This window comes from Paraburkholderia sp. USG1 (genome assembly GCF_031570135.1).
Classification (GTDB): domain Bacteria; phylum Pseudomonadota; class Gammaproteobacteria; order Burkholderiales; family Burkholderiaceae; genus Paraburkholderia; species Paraburkholderia dioscoreae.
In genome coordinates, this window is record NZ_JAMWXW010000019.1 from 66728 (window position 1) to 92545 (window position 25818).

At 59.1% G+C, this 25818-nt stretch carries 20 protein-coding genes; 11 read left to right on the forward strand and 9 right to left on the reverse strand.

Features of this window, described 5'->3' with window-relative positions:
* Nucleotides 1–836 precede the first annotated feature (836 nt).
* From NE850_RS24225 to NE850_RS24260, 8 genes are all read right to left on the reverse strand, one after another.
* Nucleotides 837–1439, reverse strand: a complete 603-nt coding sequence (locus tag NE850_RS24225) for a BON domain-containing protein (protein ID WP_012431217.1) — start codon at nt 1437–1439, stop codon at nt 837–839.
* Between the two features lie 47 nt (nt 1440–1486).
* The gene (locus tag NE850_RS24230; protein WP_012431216.1) at nt 1487–2398 is read right to left on the reverse strand and encodes a bestrophin family protein; all 912 of its coding nucleotides are present in this window, start codon (nt 2396–2398) and stop codon (nt 1487–1489) included.
* A 236-nt stretch (nt 2399–2634) separates the two neighbouring features.
* Complete coding sequence (cydB, locus tag NE850_RS24235; RefSeq protein WP_012431215.1) at nt 2635–3642, reverse strand: cytochrome d ubiquinol oxidase subunit II; 1008 nt, start codon at nt 3640–3642, stop codon at nt 2635–2637.
* A gap of 4 nt (nt 3643–3646) precedes the next feature.
* Nucleotides 3647–5035 carry a cytochrome ubiquinol oxidase subunit I gene (locus NE850_RS24240; protein WP_012431214.1) on the reverse strand — a complete coding sequence of 463 codons (1389 nt, stop codon included), beginning with the start codon at nt 5033–5035 and terminating at the stop codon, nt 3647–3649.
* Nucleotides 5036–5187: 152 nt separating this feature from the next.
* A complete protein-coding gene (locus NE850_RS24245; RefSeq protein ID WP_309251524.1) occupies nt 5188–5745 on the reverse strand; it encodes a DUF3422 family protein in 558 nt (185 codons plus the stop codon).
* Nucleotides 5746–6361: 616 nt separating this feature from the next.
* Nucleotides 6362–8341 (reverse strand): excinuclease ABC subunit UvrB, encoded by a 1980-nt coding sequence (gene uvrB, locus NE850_RS24250; protein WP_012431212.1) that lies wholly within the window; start codon nt 8339–8341, stop codon nt 6362–6364.
* 301 nt (nt 8342–8642) lie between these two features.
* Nucleotides 8643–9584, reverse strand: a complete 942-nt coding sequence (locus NE850_RS24255; protein ID WP_012431211.1) for a LysR family transcriptional regulator — start codon at nt 9582–9584, stop codon at nt 8643–8645.
* Nucleotides 9585–10350: 766 nt separating this feature from the next.
* Nucleotides 10351–10656, reverse strand: coding sequence for a hypothetical protein (locus tag NE850_RS24260; RefSeq protein WP_223274402.1), 306 nt, complete (start codon nt 10654–10656; stop codon nt 10351–10353).
* Between the two features lie 96 nt (nt 10657–10752).
* Here NE850_RS24260 and NE850_RS24265 point away from each other — a divergent pair, with 96 nt between their 5' ends.
* Nucleotides 10753–11817 (forward strand): GlxA family transcriptional regulator, encoded by a 1065-nt coding sequence (locus tag NE850_RS24265; protein ID WP_012431210.1) that lies wholly within the window; start codon nt 10753–10755, stop codon nt 11815–11817.
* Between the two features lie 50 nt (nt 11818–11867).
* On the opposite strand, the gene NE850_RS24270 is transcribed toward NE850_RS24265, so the two are convergent.
* Nucleotides 11868–12062, reverse strand: a complete 195-nt coding sequence (locus NE850_RS24270; RefSeq protein ID WP_012431209.1) for a hypothetical protein — start codon at nt 12060–12062, stop codon at nt 11868–11870.
* 598 nt (nt 12063–12660) lie between these two features.
* On the opposite strand from NE850_RS24270, the gene NE850_RS24275 reads away from it, so the two are divergent.
* The 10 genes from NE850_RS24275 to NE850_RS24320 all read left to right on the forward strand — a co-directional run bounded on the left by NE850_RS24275 (nt 12661) and on the right by NE850_RS24320 (nt 25792).
* Complete coding sequence (locus NE850_RS24275; protein WP_012431208.1) at nt 12661–13875, forward strand: glutathione-independent formaldehyde dehydrogenase; 1215 nt, start codon at nt 12661–12663, stop codon at nt 13873–13875.
* A 357-nt stretch (nt 13876–14232) separates the two neighbouring features.
* Entirely contained in the window at nt 14233–15843 is a 1611-nt protein-coding gene (gene gshA / locus NE850_RS24280; protein ID WP_223274403.1) for a glutamate--cysteine ligase, read from the forward strand.
* Nucleotides 15844–16036: 193 nt separating this feature from the next.
* Nucleotides 16037–16312: a formaldehyde-responsive transcriptional repressor FrmR gene (gene frmR / locus NE850_RS24285; protein ID WP_012431206.1), complete on the forward strand. Its 276-nt coding sequence runs from the start codon at nt 16037–16039 to the stop codon at nt 16310–16312.
* Between the two features lie 54 nt (nt 16313–16366).
* A complete protein-coding gene (locus NE850_RS24290; RefSeq protein ID WP_012431205.1) occupies nt 16367–17476 on the forward strand; it encodes an S-(hydroxymethyl)glutathione dehydrogenase/class III alcohol dehydrogenase in 1110 nt (369 codons plus the stop codon).
* 51 nt (nt 17477–17527) lie between these two features.
* Entirely contained in the window at nt 17528–17926 is a 399-nt protein-coding gene (locus tag NE850_RS24295; RefSeq protein WP_012431204.1) for a VOC family protein, read from the forward strand.
* 184 nt (nt 17927–18110) lie between these two features.
* Nucleotides 18111–19451: a DUF3422 family protein gene (locus tag NE850_RS24300; RefSeq protein ID WP_012431203.1), complete on the forward strand. Its 1341-nt coding sequence runs from the start codon at nt 18111–18113 to the stop codon at nt 19449–19451.
* Nucleotides 19452–19519: 68 nt separating this feature from the next.
* Nucleotides 19520–20350: an S-formylglutathione hydrolase gene (gene fghA, locus NE850_RS24305; RefSeq protein ID WP_012431202.1), complete on the forward strand. Its 831-nt coding sequence runs from the start codon at nt 19520–19522 to the stop codon at nt 20348–20350.
* Between the two features lie 18 nt (nt 20351–20368).
* The gene (locus NE850_RS24310) at nt 20369–21688 is read left to right on the forward strand and encodes an NAD(P)/FAD-dependent oxidoreductase (protein ID WP_012431201.1); all 1320 of its coding nucleotides are present in this window, start codon (nt 20369–20371) and stop codon (nt 21686–21688) included.
* A 48-nt stretch (nt 21689–21736) separates the two neighbouring features.
* Nucleotides 21737–23050 carry a replication-associated recombination protein A gene (locus tag NE850_RS24315; RefSeq protein WP_021163354.1) on the forward strand — a complete coding sequence of 438 codons (1314 nt, stop codon included), beginning with the start codon at nt 21737–21739 and terminating at the stop codon, nt 23048–23050.
* Nucleotides 23051–23107: 57 nt separating this feature from the next.
* Complete coding sequence (locus NE850_RS24320) at nt 23108–25792, forward strand: excinuclease ABC subunit UvrA (protein ID WP_012431199.1); 2685 nt, start codon at nt 23108–23110, stop codon at nt 25790–25792.
* Nucleotides 25793–25818: the final 26 nt, after the last annotated feature.

Here is a 25818-nt window from a genome sequence, read left to right on the forward strand (position 1 = left end):
GCAGAAAAGGCAACAGCCAGTACATTGAGATACCGAAGGTACAGATTTTTTGGGGGCTATCCCGCCGGGCAGCGATGCCCGGAAAATACGATCGAGCACATTGCGCAGGCTGACGAGCCCCACAATTCCCACGGCGAAACCGCGATAGCCACCTTCTGTGCCCGCGTCAATTCGATGACAACGTGCACGCCTATAAGACCCACACCGAACGCGTCTCGCAACTTGCGACTTGCCATCGAAATGACGGCGATCCCTGCAGTCACCTTCAGGCATAGCAACCCCGTATCAGCAGAATTGCGGCCTTTCTTGTCGCGTCCAAGTACACGTCCTGGTGCTTGACCATCCAGTTACGCTGCGCCTGCTCAGGCTGCTCTCCTCCGATGGCTTTTCAGCCACCCGGTGAAATGCGAAATCCAGTGCCGACGACCGCCGCGACAAAGTCCATGACACCATCGCGATCAGCGCGAGCGTCAACGTGACGCCGGGATGCTGCAGTACGCATGGCGTCCCATGACCCAGATTGCAAGCGGTGCCCCGATAACCGCGCCGCGTCGATATCTCGTGACCGCAAATCCTGTAGCCATATTGCGCCAGTCAGAGCACCACTTGATCAGTGTCGATTCAGCCGGGATATAACCGACCCCTGCGCTATCCTGATACCGTTCGCGTGTATGGGACCTTGCACCCGATGGGTGCGGGCGTTTGCAATAACCTCATGCTCGAGGCCAGGAAGCCCGATAGTGGTCCACTCCAGCAGGAGTGCACCACTATCAGGTTGTAACCAATTGCCCTGTTTCACCGACAGAGGAATAGATCGGGGCTGCCCGATCTTCGCCTTATCGGCCGCCTTCAACGACCGAAAGATAGTTCTTCACCGAGGTAACGCCCGGTACCTGGCCTGCGATCGTGGCCGCGTTTTCAATGTCTTCCTGACGGGCGACTTCACCGGCTAGACCAACTTCTCCGTGCTTGGCAATCACCCGAACGTCGACGGTATCGATTTTCCCTTTCACGAGGGCATCGCGCACCTGACGCTCCAGCAAGTGATTTGCTTTTCTTTCTGCGGCCCGGGTGGCGTGCGTGCTCGAAGCCGGAGTTTGCGCAAAGGACATCAAAGGTTGAACGGAAAACGTAAGCACTACAGACAATGTGGCGGCTGCCACCAAACGACCAGCGATCGGCTTCATGCCAAACTCCGTGGGGTTGAATTTCGTGGTCCCGTATCCGGGAGAGACTTCGCCGGCGAACGACTGTAGCTGAAATGCACGGACCGGCGTGCGAGAGATAATACTTGCCGACGAAGTGCAGGTGCAAGCGGGAAACGTGAAGGTCGCCTGGCTCGCTTCACGTTCCACGGCAAGGTGTTCTGGCATGCCGCAACGCCTGAAAGAGTCTGTGAAGCGGTGCAGCGCTTCATTGAATGCGACGGATTCGATCATATGATCATGCCTGAAAAGGTTGCTCCAACCTCCGCATAGGCGTTCGTTCACGTAAGCTGATAAGGACGAACAGGTACAACCGGTTTGGGCATGGGACATCTGCATAGCTCGAGTACGGAGCGTTCAATATTCCGCGACATCGCATCGAGCGCAAGCGCGTTGGGGGCAACGCTGAACGGATCGGCAACTTCGCTCGCGATCGCCTCAAGTGCGATCAACGTATAGGAAATGAAGACACAGAGCAACGGAGTAAAGAACTCCGTGGAATCCACGAGTCCGAACGGCAGCAATACGCAATAGGAATAGACCGTCCGATGTAGCAAGACGTTATACGCAAAAGGAATGGGCGTGGAGGCGATGCGCTCGCATCCGCCCAACGCCTTGCCAAGTTCGTCGAGCTGCGCATCGAACATCCACAGCTTCGCATCGGACGTGTTGATGCGGCGATTCGGAACCGTGAGTTCACGCCGTATCTTGTTGAGAATGAACATCGGCTTGTAGACCACCCCGCTCAACTCCTCAGCCTGTTCGCGACCAAGGAGACGCTGAATATCCGCCGTGGAATCGGTGGCACGCAGTTCGTGCTTGAGGGTATACACAAAGGCAATGACTTGCTTTGCGATACGCAAGGTATCCGCATGTTCGGGAACATAGCAGAGTATCTGCGAAGTGAGCGATCGCGACGCGATCAGCAGATTGCCCCAGAGGTGCCGCGCTTCGTTGAAGCGCTCATAACTGGCATTGTTTCGGAATGCAAGGAAGATAGCCAGTGCGACACCGAACAGCGTAAAAGGCGCGGTATTAAGGGGAATCTTTTCCCCGAACACGCGGCCGTGCGTAAACACGGCAAGCGTGCTCACAACCGCCATGAAACACAGTTGTGGAATGATCGATGAGAGGACCGATCCGTTCCAGACGAACAGCAAACGGAACCAGTTTTCTCGGGGTCGAACGATCATGATCGTACTTTTTCTTGTGAGATAAAGTGGGCTGCCAGCGCCAGCGCCAGCGCCAGCTTCGATTCGTGTGCGTAGCTCGACTGGGCACAAATTCGAATCGGTTGTGCGACGTGAATGACGAGGATATTGCGACAGTTCCTGTCACGGCGCGAGGCGTGCATGATCAATCCAAACGCTCGCGCTGGCGCGAGCGGGAGTCTCGCCGATCTTGCAGGCGCCAGGAAGTCACACGCGCTTCAGTGATAGCCATGATCCCCTTCGCGAACCTTGCCACGGAACACACGATATTGCATGGCGTTGTAGACGAGTATGACCGGTAGCACGATGATCGTGCCCACGAGGGCAAAGGACTGACTTGAGTGGCTCGACGAAGCGTCCCAGATTGTGAGTGACGGCGGAATGATGTAAGGCCAGATGCTGATGATAAGGCCCGTATAGCCGAGAAAGCAGATCGCCAGGGAGAGCAGGAAGGGTGTCGCTTCATGGCGCCGAGTGAGCGAGCGATAGATGCCCAGCACGCAGAGCACGACCAGAACCGGCACCGGCAGGAACCAACCGAGATTGCCGCTAAAAAACCAGCGGTGCCTCACGGCAGGCAGGCCCAGCACGGTCCAGAGACTGACGATTGTGATCGCGAGAAACAGCACGGCAATGAGCGGGCGCATTACCTCGCGCATCCTGCGCTGCAATTCACCGTCCGTCTTCAGGATCAGCCAGCCGCAACCGAGCGTCGCATAGGTGAGCAGCACGCCGAAGCCGCAGAACACGCTGAATGGCGAGAACCAGTCGAACGGGTCGCCCGCGAACTTGTCATCGACGATCTTGATACCCTGCAGGAGCGATCCGAGCGTGATTCCCTGGCACATTGCCGCGAGCGCCGAGCCCCCGATAAAGGCGAGATCCCACGCGTGCTGCGTGCGCGTGGCCTTGGCGCGCAACTCGAAGGCGGCGCCGCGGAAAATCAGGCCCACCACCATGAGGATCAGCGGCATGTAGTTGGCAGGCAACAGCGTCGAATACACCACGGGAAACGCGCCATAAAGAGCGGCACCCCCAAGCACGAGAAACGTTTCATTGCCGTCCCACACCGGTGCGACGGTATTCAGCATTACCTCGCGTTCACCCTTGCCCTCGAAAAAGGGGAATAGCAACCCGACACCGAGGTCGAAACCGTCGAGCATCACATAAATGAATACACCGAGTCCGATGATGGCAGCCCAGATAACCGGAAGGTCGATTTGCATGGTCTTACTCTCCCACAACGGCATCGAGCGTGCGATTGTGCAATCCCGGATATTTGAGCGATTCGGTGCCTTCGACACCACTCGCCGGGCCCTTCTTCATCATCTTGAGCATGTAGTAGATGCCCGTTCCGAACACGAGAAAATAGACGATGACGAAGATCAGTAACGAAACGCCGGCCTGCTGTGACCCGATGGGCGAAATCGAATCGGCGGTGCGCAAGACGCCATACACGGTCCACGGCTGCCTGCCGACTTCGGTGGTAATCCATCCCGCGAGCAAAGCCAGGATGCCGGACGGCCCCATGCAGAACACAAACCATTGAAACCAGCGCGCTTCGTAGAGGCGCCCGCCGCGACGGAGTATGAGGCCTAGCACGGCAGTCAACAGCATCAACATGCCAAGACCGGCCATGACGCGGAACGTCCAGAATATGATTGGCGAGAACGGGCGATCCTCCGGCGGGAACTCCTTGAGTCCGCGGATTTCGCCATTCCAGCTATGCGTGAGAATCAGACTGCCGAGATGTGGCACCTTGATGGCGTAACGCGTCACTTCGGCATTCATGTCGGGCAGACCGACGAGATTGAGCGCGGTGCCACCGTGCTCTGTCTCCCAGAGCCCTTCGATCGCGGCGATTTTCGCGGGTTGATACTCACGCGTATTGAGACCGTGTGCGTCGCCGACAAAGATCTGAACCGGAGCGAGAAGAAGCAATATCCATAGCGCCATCGAAAAGCTGCGTTTGACCGGTACGTCACGCCGCCCGTGCAACAAGTGCCACGCTCCGCAAGCCGCAACAATAAAGGCGGCCACGATAAAGGCGGCGATCGTCATATGCGCCAGACGGAACGGGAACGAAGGGTTGAAAATCACTTTCCACCAGTCGACGGGAACAATGCGGCCGTTCTGTATTGCATAGCCCTGCGGTGTTTGCATGAAACTGTTCGACGCGAGAATCCAGAAGGTCGAAATCAGCGTGCCGATCGCGACCATCAATGTGGCGAAGAAATGCGCCTTCGGGCTCACACGGTTCCAGCCGAACAGCATCACACCGAGAAATCCCGCCTCGAGAAAAAACGCAGTCAGGACTTCATAGGTCAGCAACGGTCCCGTAATATTTCCAGCAACCGTCGAGAAGCCACTCCAGTTCGTGCCGAACTCGTACGCCATCACGACGCCTGAGACCACCCCCATGCCAAAACCTACCGCGAAGATTCTCGACCAGAAGCGGTACATATCCTTATAAGCCGCGTCGCCCGTGAGCAGCAAGCGCCACTCGAGAACGGCGAGGAAACTTGCCATGCCGATGCTGATTGCCGGAAAGACGATATGAAACGAAACCGTGAATGCGAACTGCAGCCTGGCGAGATGGAATGCGTCAAAGATATCCATGATTGTTTTGAACTCCTGGTGACGACTTTATTTGCATGTCCAAGACATTCCGGCCGGTAAAACAGTCCTCCGGCAGTACTACCCCGAGCGGGTAAGGCGGGCTTCCCGCCGCACGCGCGACGTGAACGGGCACAGACTTGTAGGAGGATGTACTACTCATGCAGTGGGTCATCTGGTTGACGTCTCCACTCCCGCGAGGACTGTTGATTACCCGGGCTGCCACGCCCCAGGTTCCTCTTGCCAATGCCCGGTGCTCCCCGGAGGATTTCGCAATGGCGATCTTCCTCGCCCGACTTCAGGTCATGCAGTGGAGACGCATGCGCCCGGGGAGCAATTCCCAGGCGATCCGACAGGGAGTCCATCGCTGCATAGTCCCGGCTTAAATCCCCCTCGGTCATAAACGCGAACTGCAGCAGGGTTCGCGGAACTGCAATGAGAGGATACGGGCGCGCATGCAGCTCGCCGACGGCCGCGGCCCGATCCTCGTGAGCCGGCATGCCATATACGGTCGGGGACGCCTGCTGGGCCGCTTTGGCTAGAACTGGCTCGTTCATGATGACCTTGATTTTTCGTCGAAGCGAAGCGCTCAGGCCTCGCGGTACGTACCTTTTTGCCTGGCTACGTTTATAGCCGGCGCATCCATCAGCCCGGGGCAGACAGTTGCAGGGTTCCAGCTGGAGTTCCTGCCGACAATTGTCGACCGGCGTCATGCACGAAGGTGGCGTTGCCGCTTTCAATCCCCGAAGACACGAATGCTGCGAAGCCCGGCGCGGACCAGCCTTGTTGCGGCGAGAGCTTGATGTGAACGAAGTACGGACGCATGAAGCTGGCTCTGATCCACCGCGAAGCGGTTGAAACCCACGCCGCGCTCGCTTATTGCAGCCAGCATCAACCCTTGGAGTGTCAGTGACCGAACGTCGACCTTCGCGCTTTGAGCTACATATGCGCTACATGTCTATCCACGTCGACATTAACGGCCCGTTCTGACTTCGTCAGAAGATGAAAAATCGCATTTAACTTGCAACAGGTCAAACTCGAAAATTCTATGATTTGATAGCCCGCACCTATCATCGCCCTTCGGACAGGTCATTAGACAATTCATGTGGCCTGAATCGTGCCGTTTGAACCGCCACGGATCCACGGCGAGTCTGCCGAGTGAGCACGTCCTAAGGGTGTTTGGGAGTGCCGACCCTGGCCAGCTAAATCCTGAAGATGTCCGGCTGCGCAAGCGTAGCCTGATCTTATGAGATTATGCAGGGCACGCCTGGTCGGCGAGCACCTCCCGGCACTCGCCAAATTCGATATCAACCCTCGTTAAAGCAGCGACTACATGAAGATAAATTGACGATAAAGCCCGTTCAACTGATCGCGGGTATCTTCAATTTTCTTTTCGTCACCAGCATCCGTGAATTCAAGCAACCTCTCCTCCTTTTTCGTAATCTGGTCACAGAGGTCTGAAAGATTTTTACAGAAAGCCACCGAATGAACCGAAGCGTTCTCTTCCGGTTCAACGTGTTCGGAAGCCAGCTTTCGCACAGACGAAGCTGGCACGATTCCGTTTTCTTCATTAAATTCGATCTGCTTCTTTCTTCGGCTGCCTGTCTCATCCATTGCCTGTTTCATCGCCGGCGTGATGCCATCGGCATACAGGATCGCCCGGCCTTCTTCGTTGCGGGCAACGCGGCCGATCATCTGGATAAGGGCCTGTGCCGAGCGCAGGAAGCCTGCATGATCCGCATCGAGAATGGCCACTAAAGCAGCCTCCGGGATATCCAAGCCCTCCCGCAAAAGGCTAATCCCGATCAACACATCAAATTCCCCCTCGCGAAGCCCATTTATAATTTCTATGCGATCTTCGGTCTTTATGTCAGCGTGCAGATACCGGGAACGAATGCCCCGCTCTGTCATAAAATCGTTGAGCTCCTCGGCTGCTCTTTTTGTCAGCGTGGTGACCAGGACCCGATTTTTGTTTTTCACGCATTTTTTTATCTCGACGAGCAGATCGTCTATACATCCATCCGTTGTCCGCACTTCCACTTCTGGATCCAGCAACCCGGTCGGCCTGATAATTTGGCTAACAAATCGGCCTTTCGAAATCGCCAATTCGTAGTTTCCGGGGGTCGCCGAAACAAAGATAGTCTGAGGTTTGACCTTTTCAAATTCCTCAAAACTTAACGGACGATTGTTTTTTGATGACGGCAGCCGGAAGCCGTAGTCGATCAGCGTATCTTTGCGACTCTGGTCACCCTTATACATTGCCGAGATTTGCGGGACCATCACATGGGACTCGTCGACAAACAGCAGGCCATCCGTTGGCAGATAGTCGAGCAAGGTGTTTGGGGGCAGCGCAGGGTCCCGGCCGTTCAGATAACACGAATAGTTCTCCATCCCGGGGCAATAGCCAAGCTCCCGCATCATTTCGACATCACCTGTAATCCGCTCGTACAATCGATCCGCTTCTACGAGCCGGTTTTCGCTATTGAGCTCAGCAACTCGCGCTTCCATTTCTGCGAGTATTTTGATCGTGGCCGAGTTGACCCTGTTCCTGGGTGTTGCAAAAAGCGTCTTCGGAGAAACCAGATAATGATCAATTTCCCCCAATTGGGCTCCCGTGGCAGGATCTATCCAGTGAACGGATTGCACAGAATCATCGAGCAACTCCACGCGGACGGCCCTATATTCAGAATCCGCCGGAAAGATGTCAACTGCATCGCCTCTAACCCGGAACGTCCCGCGCTTGAGCGTGCGTTCGACACGCTCGTACTGCAGTCGAACGAGGCGACGAATGAGTTCCCTGGGTCGGAAACTAATTCCTCGAGACAGCGCAATCTGCAGTTCGCGATACCCATTGGGATCCCCGAGTCCATATATTGAAGACACCGAAGCGACGACGATCACGTCACGACGTTCAATCAGAGACTTCGTCGTGGACAGGCGCAAGCGTTCAAGATGATCATTGATCGCCGAGTCCTTCTGAATAAAACGATCACTGCCCGGCATATACACTTCGGGCTGAAAGAAATCATAGTAGGAAACAAAGAATTCAACCGCATTTTCAGGAAAGAACTGCTTCATCTCCTCGTAAAGCTGCGCCGTCAACGTCTTGTTGGGAGCCAGCATCAAGGTCGGACGATTGAGGCGGTGAATGACGTTTGCCATCGTAAAGGTCTTGCCCGAACCCGTGATGCCCTTCAAGGTTTGGTGCTTCGCCCCTTCCTCTATACCTTCTATCAGTCGCGCTATCGCTTCGGGTTGATCACCTGCCGGAGTATAGGCGGAGTGCAAGATGAAAGTACCAGTTGGCATTGGAAAACCTCCCTGTTGAACATCGCGAAGCCAGAGTATCCCGGCGAATGGGGTCATGCTAATCCAGAACCGCTTTCCGGCCGACGTGGAAGCACCCGGCTCATCGGAAACGTTTCGGCGCGCCGCCCGAATGGCTGATCTCAGTGTATAGCACCGCTGCCACGCGGGTAGGCTGTCCGCCCCCCCGCCCCCTAAGGCCGCACCAGCGAGCACCGGGGTTAGCATCCCGTAGATGGGTGTACGCCCATCGGATCCCGAGACAGGCCGTCACACGGCTTCGGGTTTCCGCGGGCGCACGCTCCTAGCTGGGCGTACCACCCTTATCCTGAGCAGCCTTCGGACGTAGACTCCGATGAACGCCAAGAAGCGCTTGAATGGGCGCAACGACTTCCGGGCTGTGAACCAGCTCGAGCAGAGCAGTCAGCGGGTCGGATTTCAGGCGGTGTTTAGCAGCGACAAAGCCGACGCTCGCCTGAGAACCCGGTCCTGTAATGGCAAGCGCCCGAAGGTGTGGAATCTGTTTCAGCCGCGCTGCCAGAGATTGGGGTAGCACCGTCGAATATCTCCCTGAGGCAACATGCGCCGCGAGAACATCAACCGAGTCCGTATAGATCGCTCCGGCGCACAGCGACAACTGGGCTTGAGCGATCTCTGGAATTGATGAGTTCAGAAGGCAGAGTCGCAGCTTTACGACGTGATCCCACTTGATACTCCGTGGTCGCGTTTGACGACTGGCCTGGAAAAGAAAGATTCGTTCCCGATAGAGCAAATGGGTATCCAGGCTCTTGTCGTGAAGGTCGTCGAGATATCCCAGCGCGATATCAAGCTCGCCGTCACTCAAGCCAGAAAATAAACTGGGCGCACTGCCGGTAATGATAGATTGCTCCAGGAGTGGCATCTTTTCAGCAAGCGCCACACTGAGAATGGGAGCAACGGCAGAAGTCCCGGGTAGTACGCCAAGGCGGAACTGGCCCTCGATATCATGTTGAAGCGCCGACAGGTCCCGCTTGAGACCTTTACAGTCGTCATGCATCTGTTGCGCCCAGGCCAAAACCAGCATACCTTCCTTGGTTAGCCCGTCATAGCGCTGGCCGTGTCGCACGATCTCGGCATCCAGATCCTTTTCTAACTGCCTGATACCGGCGGAAAGGGTGGGCTGCGAGACATTGCAGCTTTTGGCTGCTTTACCGAAATGGCCTTCGCGGTTCAAGGCAATCAGGTATTCGAAATTTCGTACGATCACGTATGCCTCTTGGGGTGACTTTCCGCGGAACGCCTTTCGGCAACGATAGCTCTCATTCTGTGTACACGTATTTTCTGTGATTTCCCTCTTGGCGATTGAGGGGAATGCTGGGAAGCGAGGAACCTGCACCTCAGGACTATACAATTCGGCGACCACGAAGCCCGCCACAGTGCACATCTTCGTATGGCTGGACGTGGCCGTCACGTCAATCTGACGGCTCCGTCGTAGGCTATATGGCTGCCAGCGGGCTTATGCCTTCGGTTTTGTTGGCGATGTGTCGACAGCCCGATGGCCGATTCGCAGATCGGCATGACTCCGGAAGGGATGCTGCTAGCCAGCGCAGTCGCCCGGGAACCGTTGTATGAATCGCTCCCGGAAGTAGAAAGATCGGGCGCCCTGACTACGGTTGCCTTTACGCGAAGGCATGAAGATGGATGTCGTGTGGCCAGATCATCACAAAGGCGATTGTGAAACTCGCGCGTATCCCAGGTCGATTGAATGAGGCTAACAGAGACGCTTCCCAAACTCACGCTTTAAGCAACTTATTCCGCCGTGAAGCTGTAGACGGCGAGCTTGTTACCGTCGGGGTCACGGGTGTAGGCAGCGAAAGCGTTCGGTGCGCAGCCACGCGGAGCAACCGCGCCTTCGTCAGGGCGGCCCAGCGACAGCGCGGCGTCATGAAATGCCTTGACTGCCGAACGGTTCGATGCCTTGAAGCTGACGGTGACGCCATTGCCGACGCTAGCCGGTTGACCATTGGCGGGCTTCAGGACGAAGAAGCTCGGCGTGCCGTCGCCCAGATCGAACCGATGTCACCGGAAAGATCTGCGCTACGCGACCAGCCCAGGGTCTTGAGAACCTTGTCATAAAATGCGCGTGCTTCGGGCAAGTTGTTGGTGCCAACCGTGACGTGGGTAAAAGTGGTGATAATCCTATTCCTCAAGGAAAGTAGCGAAATCAAAGTTCTACTGGTGCCGTCGGTCCGCGTGCTGGTGTTGTAAGCGAATCGGCGAGATTGCAAAGCGATCTGTCCGGGGCAGCCTGGCAATCCACTGCGTGTCAGCGAAGCCATCGGGCTGTCTATGCACATTCAGCAAGACCAAGTCTATTGGCACGTCACGGACGATTTTGGCCAAGTTCCTTCCTGTCAATCACGTGGAGTCGTGAAATGTTTCCCCTTTTGCATGACGGTCAACCCGTCATAGAGTCCGGCGGTTCCGATTCTCGATGCGCCACTGCGTCGGCGGGCAGCCATCAGGTGCATCTCGTCATCTACCCGGGCTTCAAGTTGATGGAGGCGGTTGGCCCGGTCAGCGTGCTCAGCTATGCGAACCGTCATCTGGCGTTGCAGGGGGATTCGAGGCGATACGAGATTCATATCGTGGCGCCGCAGGCCGGACGTATTCCCTCGGACACGCTGATCTCGCTTGAGGCAAGTGCTGGTTTGCCGGAGCGTGAGGCGCTCTCGACGGTGCTGGTCGCTGGCGCGCTGGACATCGAGACAGCGGTCGCGCGCGAAGCCGGGCTGGTCGACTGGTGTCGCCGGCGCGCAGCTTCAGCGAAGCGCTTCGCCGCACTGTGCTCGGGAAGTTTTTTTCTGGCGAACGCTGGCGTATTGAGTGGGCGTCGTGCTGCCACCCACTGGAGTGTTGCAACCCTGCTGCAGCAGCGGTTTCCCTCGGTGGAGGTGGACGCAGATGCCATCTTCATCCAGGAGGGCAACATGTGGACCTCGGCAGGTGTAACTGCCGCGATTGACCTTACGTTAGCGTTCGTTGAGCAGGACTTCGGTCGCAACCTTGCGCTGACCGTAGCCCGGGATCTCGTCATCTATCTGAAGCGGCCGGGCGGGCAGTCACAGTTCAGCGATCTGTTGAACAGCCAGATGACGGCTGCACCGGAGATACGTGATGTGCAGAGCTGGGTGATGTCCAATCTGAGCAAGCCCCTGCAGTTGGAGGATATGGCCGACAAGGCGGGAATGAGTGTTCGCAACTTCACCCGCCTGTTCAAGGAGGAGGTCGGAATATCGCCGGCCAGCTATCTGGTTCGTGCGCGTTGTGAGCGGACCGCGACGTTGCTGCTCGACAGCGACCTGCCCCTGAAGACGATTGCCTCGCGGGTTGGTTTCCCGACCGAAGAGCAGATGCGCAAAGCATTCGTACGTCAGTTTTCGCTCACGCCACGTGCCTATCGGGCACGCTTTAGCACCAGTAGCCTGAAGAGTGCATGAGCGATGCCCTTGCGTGGGGAGCGACATTAAGTTCCCGCTGGTGAGCTACCTTAGCAAACCGGGTGGCAACCGTGGCAGCAGAGAAGCGAGCGGGAACGCGATACCACGGCTTGTGCGCTACGCGCCGCGACAATAATTCCCACCTGTCCCAGATTGAAATCACGCTCGACCAGAAGTTCCGTAAAGGCAGCGAGCGGCAGCACGACTGAGGGGTGGAACAAGTGGGCTTTGACCAGGGCTTTCATTTTCGACTCCGTCATTGGAAGGCCGCACAGGATCAAACTCGAGCGAGTGGTTGCTGGTTCGCGATCAGCGGCAGGATAAGAAACACTTTATTGGATTAGTGCGGACGATTCTGGACAGAAATCCCGTCGAAGAATCAATTGGATGCGTGCAAACCCTGACTACGCAATCGGGTCCGCGCACGTTGGTTGACGCGCCCGGACGGGACGCCGCAACTGATGGGGCTGCACAGAGCTCCCCCACATCAGGACAATCGGGCGTCACAGGGCGACCGGAATCGCGGCCCGCCCCGTAATTCATGGAGCGCTGGCCGGTGTATGCGCTCGTGCCCGCTTCGCGAAACGGCACGATCCGCGCCGGCCCAGTGACCCTGATCGCCCGTTCAAAGGGCGATGATCGATGTGTTCTATCAATTCATAGAATTTTCGAGTTTGACCTGCTGCGGCGAAGATGCGATTTTTCACCAGTAACGAATTCGGAACGGGCCTTGAATGCGCGAGCCTGGCACCTGTCTATTTTCCAGAGGATCGCACCACAAAGTCACGACCGTCATTTGTTACGACCGGCACCTTAATGCACTTAACGCAGGAGGTAAGCGAAATGGCTCAACCTGGTAACAGAATCGTCACTTTCGAAAAGCCGATGGAAATGAAAGTTAACACTTTCAAGTTCCCCGAACTCATCACTCCCCAAGGAAAAAGCGCACCTCACGGAGCGATCCTCAAGATCGTCACGACAAACATCTGTGGTAGCGACCTTCACATCTATCGAGGCTCCTTTCCGGTGCCCAAAGGGATGACGATGGGTCATGAGATGACCGGCGAGGTGATCGAAGTTGGGTCGGATGTCGAGTTCATCAAAAAGGGCGATGTCGTTTCCGTTCCGTTCAACGTGGGCTGCGGCCGATGTTACAACTGCAAGCACATGCGTTCCGAAGTTTGCGAAAATACGAATACCGACGTCGACTGCGGCGCCTATGGGTTCAACCTCGGCGGCTGGACCGGCGGACAGGGCGATTACCTGTTCGTCCCTTATGCCGATTTCAACCTCCTGCGCTTTCCTGACAAGGACGCAGCGATGGAGAAGATCCGCGACCTGACTCTTCTCTCCGACGTGCTGCCCACCGCTTTTCATGGTTTCGCCGCGCCAGACTGGCCCGCAGCGCCAGCATATATCGTGGGCGAGAATGTACTGATCTTCGGCGCCGGGCCGGTAGGACGGGCAGGCGCAGCGTGTGCGAAGCTGCTCGGAGCCGGGGCAATCGTCGTTGCCGATTTCATCCCGGAGCGGCTGGATCTTCTCAAGCCACACGGTATTGAAACGATCAACCTCTCCGACGGAACACCGATTGAAGATCATCTCGAGCGCATTACCGGCCATCGGGAGGTCGATCGCGTCATAGACTACGTCGGTGTCGACTGTCGCGGCTTCGGTCCAGACGCGGGCAAGATCGTGGAGAACGCGGTCACAAACGCGATGCTGAAATATGTCCGGGCCGGTGGAACGACGAGTACCGTCGGTGTTTACTGTGCGAATCCGATTTCCAAAGACGCGGCAGCGAAGGCAGGTCATATGGATCTGGAATGGTCGAATGCATGGATCAAATCGCCGCGCATGGCGGCCGGCCAGTCCCCTACCGCGAACTACAACCGGGCATTGATGAGAGCGATTCTGAACGACCGGATGCCCTATCTCACCCCGATGATGAACATCAAGTTCATCAAGCTGGAAGATGCTCCGCAGGCGTACAAGGACTTCGATGCCGGTTCGGCGTACAAGTACGTCATCGACCCGCACGGTTCGGTCAAGCATTAATGTTCTAACAAAAAACGTTTCTTATCCCGTAGTCGATATTTCAAAACCCCATGACCCGTCGCGCAAGCATTGCTGCGTGGATGAGGAGACCAATACTTTCCAAAGGGTGACCCGCTTTTAATATTTCACATCTGCCGACTTCCCTTGTTCTATACTGGTGTATAGTATACGAAACGAGGCTGTCGCAGATGTGCTTACGGTATGTTGCTTCCCGTAACCCGTACCTTAGCTTTCGACGCGGCTCACAGCAGTGTTTTCATATTTTGCTAGCCGGCTCGCTTCATCCGTTGAAGAGCCTATTGACCCAGGGAACCTCTGCTGTGGCCTATCTTCGAATCGTACCGGTTGCATACGCACGTGGACCTGATCATGTATAGCGCCCCACTCCGTCCTGGGCTCGACGTGCTGCGCGATCACATCCACCTGTTCAATGCGTGCCACCGGGGCGTAGAGCGTGAATGTCTGCGCGTGACCGGCGATGGACACCTCTCTCTCAGCCCCCACCCCGGTGGCCTCGGTGCTGCGCTGACTCATCCGCAAATCACCACCGATTATTCCGAATCCTTGCTGGAGTTCATAACTCCAGCGCTTGCAGATCCGGTGCGAACGCTCGAAAGCCTCGATGATCTGCATCGTTCCACCTACGCAAACCTTGGCGATGAATTCCTGTGGAGTTCGTCCATGCCATGTGCACTGCCTGCCGAGGAAGAGATTCCGATCGCCATGTATGGAACCTCGAACACAGGCAGGCTCAAGCACGTCTATCGGAAAGGCCTCGCTCTGCGCTACGGGCGTACCATGCAGTGCATTGCCGGCATTCACTACAACTTCTCACTGCCGCAGGCGATCTGGCCGCTGCTTGGTGGTGGGAATCGCAGGGAACGCACTGACCGCGACCTCAAGTCCTGGGTTTATATGGGGCTGATCAGAAATTTTCACCGCTACAACTGGCTGCTGCTGTATCTGTTCGGAGCCTCGCCTGCAGTAAACGCTGACTTCCTGCGCGGTCGTCGCCACGAACTGGAGAGGTTAGACGGTGAAACCCTGTACCTCCCTCATGCCACGAGCCTGCGGATGAGTGATCTGGGCTACCAGAGCCATGCCCAGTCAAGCCTAGCGCCCTGTTACGACAGTCTGACGGGCTACATCGACGCGCTGGTAATGGCGATGGGCACGCCTTATCCGTTATATGGGCAGATTGGCACGCATCGGGGGGCGGAATGGGTGCAACTCAACACGAATATTCTGCAGAGTGAGAACGAGTTCTACTCGAACATCCGGCCCAAGCGCGTCGCCCGCGCTGGAGAGCGGCCTGTAGAAGCGCTAAAGGACCAAGGGGTGGAATATGTCGAGGTGCGCAGCCTTGACATCAACCCCTTCCTGCCGTTGGGCATTGATGAGTCACAGGCGCATTTCCTTGATGCGTTCCTGTTGTTCTGCGCCTTGCGTGAGAGCCCACTTTTGCGTGACGGAGAATTTGCGCAAGGGGTTGCCAATGGGCTCACCGTAGCCAGGGAAGGTCGTCGTCCGGGACTGGTATTGCAGCGTGGAGCCCAATCTGTTTATCTGAAAGATTGGTCCAACGAATTGCTCGCCGACATCGCGCCACTGGCTGAAATGCTCGATTGTGCAAAGGGTGGCGGCAGCCATCGTCAAGCCCTCGCGGCTCAAAGCGCGAAGGTCAACGATCCGTCGCTCACGCCCTCGAGCATGATGCTGGCGACAATGAGCGAGCGCGGTGTGAGTTTCAACCGCTTCGCGATGGATCAAAGCCGGCTTCATGCGGAGTCTTTCCGCAAGCGTCCGCTGCCTGCTGACAGGCTTATGGCCTTCAGGGCGTTAGCGGACGCATCGCGGGCCGAACAGGCGCGCCTTGAAAAAGAACAGGCGAGCGGCTTCGACGCATTTGTGGGCGCCTTTCAGGGGAGTCTCCTGTCGCTCTCCGGTGACCACGCGACCCTGATCTAACTTTGCCGGCGTCCGGGATTGGGCAATTACGTCAGGTACGCAGGGTTGGAGGGCGCCTGCGCGCAGGAGTGTTCCGTCTTCGAACTCGATGGTGGTTGCGCATGACTCCGGTCGGTCTTCAAAATCGTTTCAGTTGCACTAGATACTATTGGGTAGTATAGTATGTGAACACTACCACCCGGGAAGGGATCTCATGCCATACAGCCCCAAAGAGAAGAAGCAGGCGCTTACGCGTGTTCGACGTATCCGAGGGCAGGCAGCGGCTCTCGAACAGGCGCTTGAAGACAATGCCGAATGCGCTGCCGTTCTTCAGCAACTGGCAGCCATCCGGGGTGCAGTCAACGGCTTGATGGCAGCTGTGCTGGAGAGCCATCTGCGAGAGGAGTTCCCGGATAGTGGAACGACGACCGATTCGCAGAAGAAGTCCATCGATGAAACGATCTCTATCGTACGGTCCTATCTTCGTTAGCCCCCGCCACGGCGGCGGGTCCTGAAGATTCAACTCAGTAAAGGAAGCGACATCATGAAATCACGTGCAGCAGTTGCCTTCGGGCCCGGAAAGCCGCTGGAAATCGTCGAGATCGACGTCGAGCCGCCGCGCAAGGGCGAAGTGCTCGTCAAGATCACGAACACCGGCGTTTGTCATACCGATGCCTTCACCTTGTCGGGTGATGACCCCGAAGGTCTCTTCCCGGTCGTGCTGGGCCATGAAGGCGCGGGCATCGTCATGGAGGTGGGTGAAGGCGTGACCAGCGTGAAGCCGGGCGATCACGTCATTCCGCTCTACACCGCCGAATGTGGCGAATGCCTGTTCTGCAAGTCCGGCAAGACCAACCTCTGTGTCGCGGTTCGCGCGACCCAGGGCAAGGGGTTGATGCCCGATGGTACGACCCGCTTTTCGTACAACGGTCAACCGCTTTACCACTACATGGGCTGCTCGACCTTCAGCGAATACACGGTAGTCGCCGAGGTATCGCTGGCCAAGATCAACCCGGACGCGAACCCGGAGCACGTGTGCCTGCTCGGTTGCGGCGTGACCACCGGTATCGGCGCCGTTCACAACACGGCCAAGGTGCAGCCAGGCGACTCGGTAGCCATCTTCGGCCTCGGCGGTATCGGTCTCGCTGCGATTCAGGGCGCACGCCAGGCCAAGGCGGGTCGCATCATTGCCATCGACACCAATCCGGCCAAGTTCGAGCTGGCCCGTACATTCGGCGCGACCGAATGCCTCAACCCCAAGGACTACAACAAGCCGATTCAGGAGGTCCTCATCGAGATGACCGGCTGGGGTGTCGACCACACCTTCGAGTGCATCGGTAACGTCAACGTCATGCGTTCCGCACTGGAAGCGGCTCACCGCGGTTGGGGGCAGTCGATCGTCATCGGCGTTGCCGGTGCCGGCAAGGAAATCTCGACCCGTCCGTTCCAGCTGGTCACGGGCCGTGTCTGGAAGGGTTCCGCTTTCGGCGGGGTCAAGGGCCGCACCCAGCTTCCCGGCATGGTGGAAGACGCAATGAAAGGCGAAATCGATCTCGCCCCGTTCGTCACCCACACCATGGGTCTCGACGATATCAACGAAGCCTTCGATCTGATGCACGAAGGCAAGTCGATTCGCACGGTGATCCACTACTGATTCACGGATCACGAACTATCCATTCAACACCAGACATCAAGGAAACTCTCCATGTCCACTCCAGTTATTTCCGGTGACGGCATCTTCTCGCACGTCTTTCTCGGCGCCGCCGACGTTCAGAAGTCGGTCGCGTTTTACGACGCCGCTTTGGGTGCTCTCGGCATCAAGAACCTCGGTCCTTTCGGCAGTGGTTGGGTGCTTTACGGTCGCGACAAGCCGGCCTTCATCATTGCCCGGCCGGGCAACGGTGAAGCGCCGTCCAGCAATGGCGTGACCGTCGGCTTTGCCGCCGCCACTCCCGCCGAAGTGGATGCCTTCCATGCCGCCGGCCTTGCCGCAGGCGGCACCGACGAGGGCCAGCCTGGCCCGCGTGGTCACCTGCCGGGTGCCTATGCGGCCTACCTGCGTGATCCGGCAGGCAACAAGGTTTGCTCGTACACCTTCGTCTGAAAGCAAGGACGCTGAGAGTCTTCCAAAGGAGCCGGCACAAGCCTCTATTCGGCTAGCGCATTAGCCAAACCGGATAGGGCGTGCCGGCTCACGAGGCTCGGCCCGCAGCCGTGTACGAAGTGCACGGCTGCGGGCATTTACCGCAAAGCGTAATGCTTTTCAGCCAATGGGAAATGAGGTCGTTATGAAAGAGCTGGCCAACATCAATATGACGACCGCACAACCCGCCTCGACCGCCACTGTGTACGGCATGCCGGCCTATGCTGATCGTGCTGCAGCCGTGGGTGAAGTGCATGCGCGCCCGCATCTGTTGATTCAGGCCCCCCGCGGCATATTGCAGTTCGCCTTCATGACCGAAGGAGACACCGCCAGGGACCAGGCAGCGATGAGCGAGTTGTCTCATCGCTTCGGCGTTGCCGAGCCCGACCACGCTACGCCGCTTCACGGCTTGACATGGGATGAGGGAGACCTGCACTGCGAAAAACACACCGAGTTCTCGACGTATCTCTGGTGTGCCGCGCTGGATCCCGAGACCGGAGAGCCATGCGGCGAAAATCCGTTCAGGCACGGCTTCGTTCCTCCCGGCCCGGTCGTATCCGGCATACGTTTGAGACTGCTTCCATGGACGCCGGAAACGGAGAAGGAGGCCGATCGCTTTGATCCTGCCAGTCTGTGCTACTCGCTGGTGGAGAATGGTTCTGCCGCCATCCTGACCGACTTCCGCCAGGGTGAGGACGGTCTGACGCATATCCTGATCCTCTCACGCGATTTGAACCCGACGCGCGCAGGCGCGCTGGCCCAACGCCTTCTGGAGACCGAGACCTATCGGACCCTGGCGTTGCTGTCCCTGCCATTAACACGGTCGATGACGTCGGAGTTGCGGCGCATGGAGTCGCGACTCGCGGCGATCACCGACGAGATGTGTACGAGTCTGGTGGGAAGACGCGACAGCGACGTTCTTCTTGCCGAACTGACCCGCCTGGCGGCTGAACTGGAAGCCGGCGTTGCGGCAAACCTCTATCGCTTCGGTGCCAGCCGCGCCTACTACGAGATCGTTGAGGAAAGGCTGGAGGCGCTTTCGGAAGAGGTTGTGTCCGGGTACTGCACCTGGCGCGATTTTCTGCAGCGCCGCATCGCCCCGGCGATGCGGACATGCCAATCCGTGAAGGAGCGTCAGGCCAAGCTCTCCGACAAGCTGAATCGGGCCATCTCGCTTCTGCGCTCCTGGATCGACGTCGAACTCGAACGCCAGAACCGGGACCTGCTGGCGTCGATGAACAACCGGGCGAAGATGCAATTGCGCCTTCAGCAAACGGTCGAAGGCCTGTCGGTCGCGGCAATTTCCTACTACGTCGTGAATCTTCTTGGCGATGTCGTGAAGGGCATTCCCGGCATTCACGACATCGTGGAACCCGACTCCGCGGTTGCGATCCTCGTGCCCGTGGTCATGCTGGCGATCTGGTGGACCGTGCGCAGGATCAGACACGCCCACGGCGATCCGGCAGCGGAAGAAAAGTCTTCCTGAGGGGCCCTGAGGGGCAGCCATCCTGGCGCGCGATTGCAGCGCCATTCGTTTGAACATAGGAGAACAACATGGAACGCGTCGAACATCACGCCAGCTCTGATGGCTGGCAGGACGTCTATCAACACGAATCCACGACACTCGGCTGCACGATGAAGGTCGGTGTCTACCTGCCCCCGCAGGCGCAGCACGGCAAAGTGCCGGTGCTGTACTGGCTTTCGGGCCTCACCTGTACCGAGCAGAACTTCATCACCAAGTCCGCAGTCCAGCGCTACGCGGCCGAACATGGCATCGCCGTCGTCGTACCGGATACCAGTCCTCGCGGCGAAAGCGTTGCCAATGATCCTGCCTACGACCTCGGACAAGGGGCGGGTTTCTACGTCAATGCAACCCAGGCTCCCTGGGCTGCGAACTACCGGATGTATGACTACGTCGTGCAGGAGTTGCCGGCGCTGATAGAGGCTCACTTTCCCGTGACAGCGGAACGCAGCATCAGCGGCCATTCCATGGGCGGACACGGCGCCCTGGTCATCGCTCTGCGCAATCCGGGCCGTTATCGGAGCGTGTCGGCTTTCTCGCCCATCGTCGCCCCCACCGAGGTGCCCTGGGGACACAAAGCCTTCACGGCTTACCTGGGCGGCGATCAGCAAGCGTGGAAGCAGTACGACACCGTGGAGTTGATTCGCACCGCCCAGGAGCGTTTGCCATTGCTGGTGGAGCAAGGCCTGAGCGATGAGTTCCTCGAGAGCCAGCTTCGCCCCGAACTGCTGCGCAAAGCATGCGAAGAGACGGGTCACCCGCTGACGCTAAATCTGCGTCCGGGCCACGATCACAGCTATTACTTCATTGCCAGCTTCATTGGCGAGCATATTGCACACCATGCATCAGCGCTGAACCGCTGAGCGAAAGGAGATCAGGTCATGATAAAGACCTCTGGAAACCGGCATCACGTCGTCATCATCGGAGCCGGCTTCGGTGGGATCGAAGTTGCCAACCAGCTTGCCGGCACCGAGGTCGACGTGACCATCATCGATCGGCGCAATCATCACTTGTTCCAACCCTTGCTCTATCAGGTTGCGGGGGCGTCTCTCTCGACCTCGGAGATCGCCTGGCCTATTCGCTATCTCTTTCGCAATCGACCCGAAGTGAACACGTTGATGGCCGAAGTGGAGGGTGTCGATCAGGACGCGCGCGAGGTTATTCTCAACAATGGTTCGCGGCAAAGCTACGACACGCTCGTGCTCGCGACAGGTGCGACCCATGCCTATTTCGGGCATGACGAGTGGGAGCCTTTCGCACCGGGGTTGAAGACGCTGGAAGATGCCACGACCATTCGAGGACGCATCCTCGCTGCCTTCGAAGAAGCTGAGCGCACGAGCGATCCTCAGCAGCGTGCTGCGCTGCAGACGTTCGTCATCATCGGTGGTGGCCCTACCGGGGTCGAACTGGCCGGAACCATTGCCGAACTTGCGCGAGACACGCTGGCACGCGACTTTCGCTCAATCGACCCGAGCACGTCGCGTGTCGTACTGATCGAGGCTGGCCAGCGTCTGCTGTCCGTCTTCCCGGAGGATCTTTCCGCCTATACGCGCCAGGCGCTCGAGAAGCTCGGCGTCGAGGTCGTACTGGGTACGCCAGTCACCGGGTGCTCGGCCGAGGGCGTGGTATACGGCGGCACGCCTCTTTCGGCCAGGACCATCGTGTGGGCCGCCGGGGTCCAGGCGTCTCCCGCTGCCCGCTGGTTGAGCGCTACGTCTGATCGTGCTGGCCGGGTGGTCGTTGGGCCTGACCTGACGGTGGCTGGCCACCCGGAGATCTTCGCCATCGGCGATACGGCTTCGTGCACCATGCCCGACGGAAAGCCTGTACCGGGCATCGCCCCGGCGGCCAAACAGCAAGGCAAGTACGTCGCCAGCCTCATTGGACGGCGCCTGAAGGGCAAGCCCGTTGACGGACCCTTCAAATACCGGCATCAGGGGAACCTGGCCACCATCGGCCGCAGCCTGGCGGTCATTGATATGGGGCGGGTGAAGCTGCGTGGTGCCTTTGCGTGGTGGATCTGGAAGCTTGCGCATATCTACTTTCTGATCGGCACGCAAAATCGCCTGAGCGTCGCCTTGAGTTGGGTATGGAACCACAGCATCGGCTATCGGGGCTCCCGCATCATCATGCGTGCGAGCACCGACAGAGATCGCACATCAGCGTCCATGACGTTGGGTAAATCCGGCCACCTGGATTAAGGCGCTCACGTTATCGAAACAATTCGCAAAAATGCCAGGGAGATGAACTTGACCGATCTGTTCACGACCAAACCCAAGCCTCCCTTAGCCGAACTCCTGCGTCCCAGGACGCTGGACGAATTCGTCGGGCAGCGGCACCTGCTGGGCGCCGGCAAGCCGCTGCGCCTCGCATTCGAGGCGGGCAAGCTGCATTCGTTCATCCTTTGGGGACCACCAGGCGTGGGCAAGACCACCCTGGGGCGTCTGGCCGCCAGTGCAACCGACAGCCGGTTCATTGCCATCTCGGCCGTGCTTGCCGGGGTGAAGGACATCCGGCAAGCCATCGACGAGGCCCAGGCTGAACTGGACAACCATGGTCGATCGACGGTGCTTTTCGTCGATGAGATCCATCGCTTCAACAAGGCGCAGCAGGATGCCTTGCTGCCCCATGTCGAGTCGGGACTTCTGACTCTGGTGGGGGGTACCACCGAGCATCCCGGGTTGGCGGTCAATTCCGCACTGCTCTCGCGTGCACAGGTCTATACCCTCGAACCGCTGTCCGGCGACGAACTGCAGCAGCTCTATGAACGCGCGCGACCGCATCTCCAGGGCGTTACGCTGGACGCCGACGCGCTGGACCTGCTCAAGGGCTTCGCCGATGGTGACGGCAGGCGTTTCCTCAATCTGCTTGAGCAGGTGACGAATGCTGCATCGGGTGCTGGCAAGGCGGTGGTCGACGCAGCATTCGCCAGGGTGTCCACCAGTCCGTCGCTGCGCAGGTTCGACAAAGGCGGTGACGAGTTCTACTGGCAGCTCTCGGCTTTTCACAAGTCGTTGCGTGGCTCCGACCCGGATGCAGCCCTGTATTGGCTGGCCCGCATCCTCGACGGCAGCGGAGACGTCAGCCAGGTGACCCGTCGCATGGTGGTGATGGCCAGCGAAGACATCGGTAACGCCGATCCGCTGGCATTGCAACTGGCACTCAACGCCGCGCAAGCCTACGAGAGGCTGGGTTCTCCCGAGGGCGAGATACCGCTTGCTCAAGCGGTGACCTATCTCGCCCTTGCACCCAAGTCGAATGCTGCCTACACCGCCTGGGATCAGGCGAAGGCATTCGTCAAAAGCAGTGGCTCCCAGCCTGTGCCCCTCCATCTGCGCAATGCGCCGGCGAAGTTGATGAAGCAGATGGGATACCGGGAAGGCTACCGCTACGCGCACGACGAGCCCAACGGCTACGCCGCAGGACAGACCTATTTCCCGGAGGGTGTGACCAGGCCGAACTGGTATCAGCCAACGGACCGAGGTGCCGAGCGCACGATGGGGGAACGGCTTGCCTTTATGCGCTCGCTCGACGACGCGGCGGCGCGGGGGACGGACGCCTGACCGATCCCCATCCGGAATTCCGCCCCATTGCCACCTCACGAATTACAGGATAAAAACATGCCAAACCCTTCTTTCGGTGAATCCTCCTGTACCGCCGCAGCCAGCGGCCTCGTGCAGGTGCGGGGCGCGCGCGAACACAATCTCAAGGACGTTGACGTCAACATCCCGCGCAACGCGCTGGTGGTGTTCTCGGGTGTCTCCGGCTCCGGCAAGTCCTCGCTCGCCTTCGGCACCCTCTATGCCGAGGCCCAGCGGCGCTACTTCGAGTCGGTGGCCCCCTATGCGCGGCGCCTGATCGACCAGGCCGGCGTGCCCGACGTCGATTCGATCGACGGCCTGCCACCGGCGGTCGCATTGCAGCAGCAACGCGGCGCCAGCAATGCACGTTCTTCGGTAGGAAGCGTAACCACCCTGTCCAGCCTGGTGCGGATGATGTATTCGCGTGCTGGCGCCTACCCGGCCGGTCAGCCGATGCTGTACGCCGAAGATTTTTCGCCCAACATGCCGCAGGGAGCATGTCCGACCTGCCACGGTCTGGGCCATGTGTACGAGGTGACCGAGGCCATCATGGTGCCCGATCCTTCCCTGACCATCCGCGAGCGTGCAATCGCCTCGTGGCCCCCCGCCTGGCAAGGGCAGAACCTGCGCGACATCCTGGTCAGCATGGGCTATGACGTCGACCGGCCGTGGAAGGACCTGCCCAGGAGAGATCGCGACTGGATCCTGTTCACCGAAGAAACACCCACGGTGCCGGTGTACGCGGGCTTCACGCCCGCTGAAACCCGCGCCGCGCTCAAGCGCAAGCTGGAGCCGAGCTACATGGGCACCTTCACCGGCGCCAGGCGCTACGTGCTGCACACCTTTGCCAACACCCAGAGCGCCCTGATGAGAAAGCGCGTCTCCCGGTTCATGGAAGGCAAGCCGTGCCCCACCTGCCACGGCAAACGGCTCAAGCCCGAAGCGCTGTCGGTCACCTTCGCCGGCGTGGACATCGGCGAGTTCATGCAGATGCCGCTGGACCAGTTGGCAGCCTTGCTCGAACCCATCGCCCAGGGGGATTTCCGCGCCCATGTGGCGGGCGCGGGTACGGACAGGGAAGCGACCCGGCGTGACCGCGCCGAACGCGCGGCCTCCGGCCGCGCCGTCCATTCGGTGTCGCCTGACGTGCGTCGCACCTCCGCGCTGTCGGAAGAAAAGCGCCTTGCAGCGCAGCGGCTGGCTGGTGGCGTGATGGCACGCCTGCGCCAACTGCGCGGGCTGGGCCTGGGTTACCTGACGCTGGACCGGGCCACGCCGACGCTTTCGGCCGGCGAGTTGCAGCGCCTGCGGCTGGCCACGCAATTGAGTTCCCTGCTGTTCGGCGTCGTGTACGTACTCGACGAACCCTCGGCGGGGCTGCACCCCGCCGACAGTCAGGCTCTGTACGACGCACTCGACAGGCTGCGCGACGCGGGCAACTCGGTGTTCGTTGTAGAGCACGACCTGGACCTGATGCGCCGCGCACAATGGCTCGTGGACGTGGGGCCGGATGCTGGGGAGCGTGGCGGCCGCGTGCTGTACAGCGGTGAGCCGGACGGCCTGCGACAGATCGCCGAATCGCGTACCGCGCGCTACCTGTTCGACGAGATCCCCGCGCCGGGCAGCCGGGCACGCGAAGCCAGCGACTGGCTGGAGTTGCAGGGCGTCCACCGCCACAACCTGCATGGCGTGGATGCGCGCATTCCGCTAGGCGTGCTGACGGCCGTCACCGGCATCTCCGGCTCGGGCAAGTCCAGCCTCGTCGCGCAGACCCTGCCGGAACTGGTGCTGCTGCACCTGGGCCACGAGCCTGAAGACGATGCGGCGGAAAGCGGAACCGGTGAAGGGCCAGCGGTGATCGAGGTCACCGGCGGTCATCTGGCCGGTGACGTGGATGCCGTGCAGCGTCTGGTGCAGGTGGACCAGAAGCCGATCGGGCGCACGCCTCGCTCGAACCTGGCCACCTACACGGGCCTGTTTGACCATGTGCGCAAGCTGTTCGCCGCCACCCCCGATGCGCGCCGCCGCCGCTATGACGCTGGCCGGTTCTCGTTCAACGTGGCCAAGGGGCGCTGCGAAACCTGCGAGGGCGAAGGCTTCGTCAGCGTAGAGCTGCTGTTCATGCCCAGCGTGTACGCGCCGTGCCCGACCTGCCATGGTGCACGCTACAACGAGGCCACGCTGAAGGTTCTCTGGAAAGACCGCAACATCGCCGAGGTACTGCAGATGACCGTGGACGAAGCCAGCGAATTCTTTGCGGGTGAAGACGCTGTGGCAAGGCCACTACAACTGCTGCGCGATATCGGACTGGGCTATCTGCGCCTGGGACAACCGGCCACTGAGCTTTCCGGTGGCGAGGCGCAGCGCATCAAGCTGGCCACCGAGCTTCAGCGCAGCCAGCGCGGACGCAGCCTGTACGTGCTCGACGAGCCGACCACCGGGCTGCATGCGTCGGATGCCGACCGGCTGCTGGTGCAGTTGCAGCGCCTGGTCGATGCCGGCAATACCGTGGTGATGATCGAGCACGACATGCGGGCCGTGGCACAGGCCGACTGGGTGATCGACGTGGGACCCGGCGCGGGCGATGCCGGGGGCCGCGTGGTGGCCGCCGGCACCCCGCCTCAGGTGGCACAGGTGCCGGATAGCCGGACAGCGCCTTTTCTCGCCCAGGAACTGGCACGCACCGAAACGGATGTCCAACACGGACGCCGGAGACAGGGATAACCTGCGTCCATACCTGCAGATCCAGC

Excerpts from the sequence above, each read along its gene's own strand:
- NE850_RS24225 (WP_012431217.1), bottom strand. The coding sequence starts at position 1,439 with ATGATCGAATCCGTCGCATTCAATGAAGCGCTGCACCGCTTCACAGAC.
- NE850_RS24230 (WP_012431216.1), bottom strand. The coding sequence starts at position 2,398 with ATGATCGTTCGACCCCGAGAAAACTGGTTCCGTTTGCTGTTCGTCTGG.
- cydB (WP_012431215.1), bottom strand. The coding sequence starts at position 3,642 with ATGCAAATCGACCTTCCGGTTATCTGGGCTGCCATCATCGGACTCGGT.
- NE850_RS24240 (WP_012431214.1), bottom strand. The coding sequence starts at position 5,035 with ATGGATATCTTTGACGCATTCCATCTCGCCAGGCTGCAGTTCGCATTC.
- NE850_RS24245 (WP_309251524.1), bottom strand. The coding sequence starts at position 5,745 with ATGACGCCGGTCGACAATTGTCGGCAGGAACTCCAGCTGGAACCCTGC.
- uvrB (WP_012431212.1), bottom strand. The coding sequence starts at position 8,341 with ATGCCAACTGGTACTTTCATCTTGCACTCCGCCTATACTCCGGCAGGT.
- NE850_RS24260 (WP_223274402.1), bottom strand. The coding sequence starts at position 10,656 with ATGGCTTCGCTGACACGCAGTGGATTGCCAGGCTGCCCCGGACAGATC.
- NE850_RS24265 (WP_012431210.1), top strand. The coding sequence starts at position 10,753 with ATGTTTCCCCTTTTGCATGACGGTCAACCCGTCATAGAGTCCGGCGGT.
- NE850_RS24270 (WP_012431209.1), bottom strand. The coding sequence starts at position 12,062 with ATGAAAGCCCTGGTCAAAGCCCACTTGTTCCACCCCTCAGTCGTGCTG.
- NE850_RS24275 (WP_012431208.1), top strand. The coding sequence starts at position 12,661 with ATGGCTCAACCTGGTAACAGAATCGTCACTTTCGAAAAGCCGATGGAA.
- frmR (WP_012431206.1), top strand. The coding sequence starts at position 16,037 with ATGCCATACAGCCCCAAAGAGAAGAAGCAGGCGCTTACGCGTGTTCGA.
- NE850_RS24290 (WP_012431205.1), top strand. The coding sequence starts at position 16,367 with ATGAAATCACGTGCAGCAGTTGCCTTCGGGCCCGGAAAGCCGCTGGAA.
- NE850_RS24295 (WP_012431204.1), top strand. The coding sequence starts at position 17,528 with ATGTCCACTCCAGTTATTTCCGGTGACGGCATCTTCTCGCACGTCTTT.
- NE850_RS24300 (WP_012431203.1), top strand. The coding sequence starts at position 18,111 with ATGAAAGAGCTGGCCAACATCAATATGACGACCGCACAACCCGCCTCG.
- fghA (WP_012431202.1), top strand. The coding sequence starts at position 19,520 with ATGGAACGCGTCGAACATCACGCCAGCTCTGATGGCTGGCAGGACGTC.
- NE850_RS24310 (WP_012431201.1), top strand. The coding sequence starts at position 20,369 with ATGATAAAGACCTCTGGAAACCGGCATCACGTCGTCATCATCGGAGCC.
- NE850_RS24320 (WP_012431199.1), top strand. The coding sequence starts at position 23,108 with ATGCCAAACCCTTCTTTCGGTGAATCCTCCTGTACCGCCGCAGCCAGC.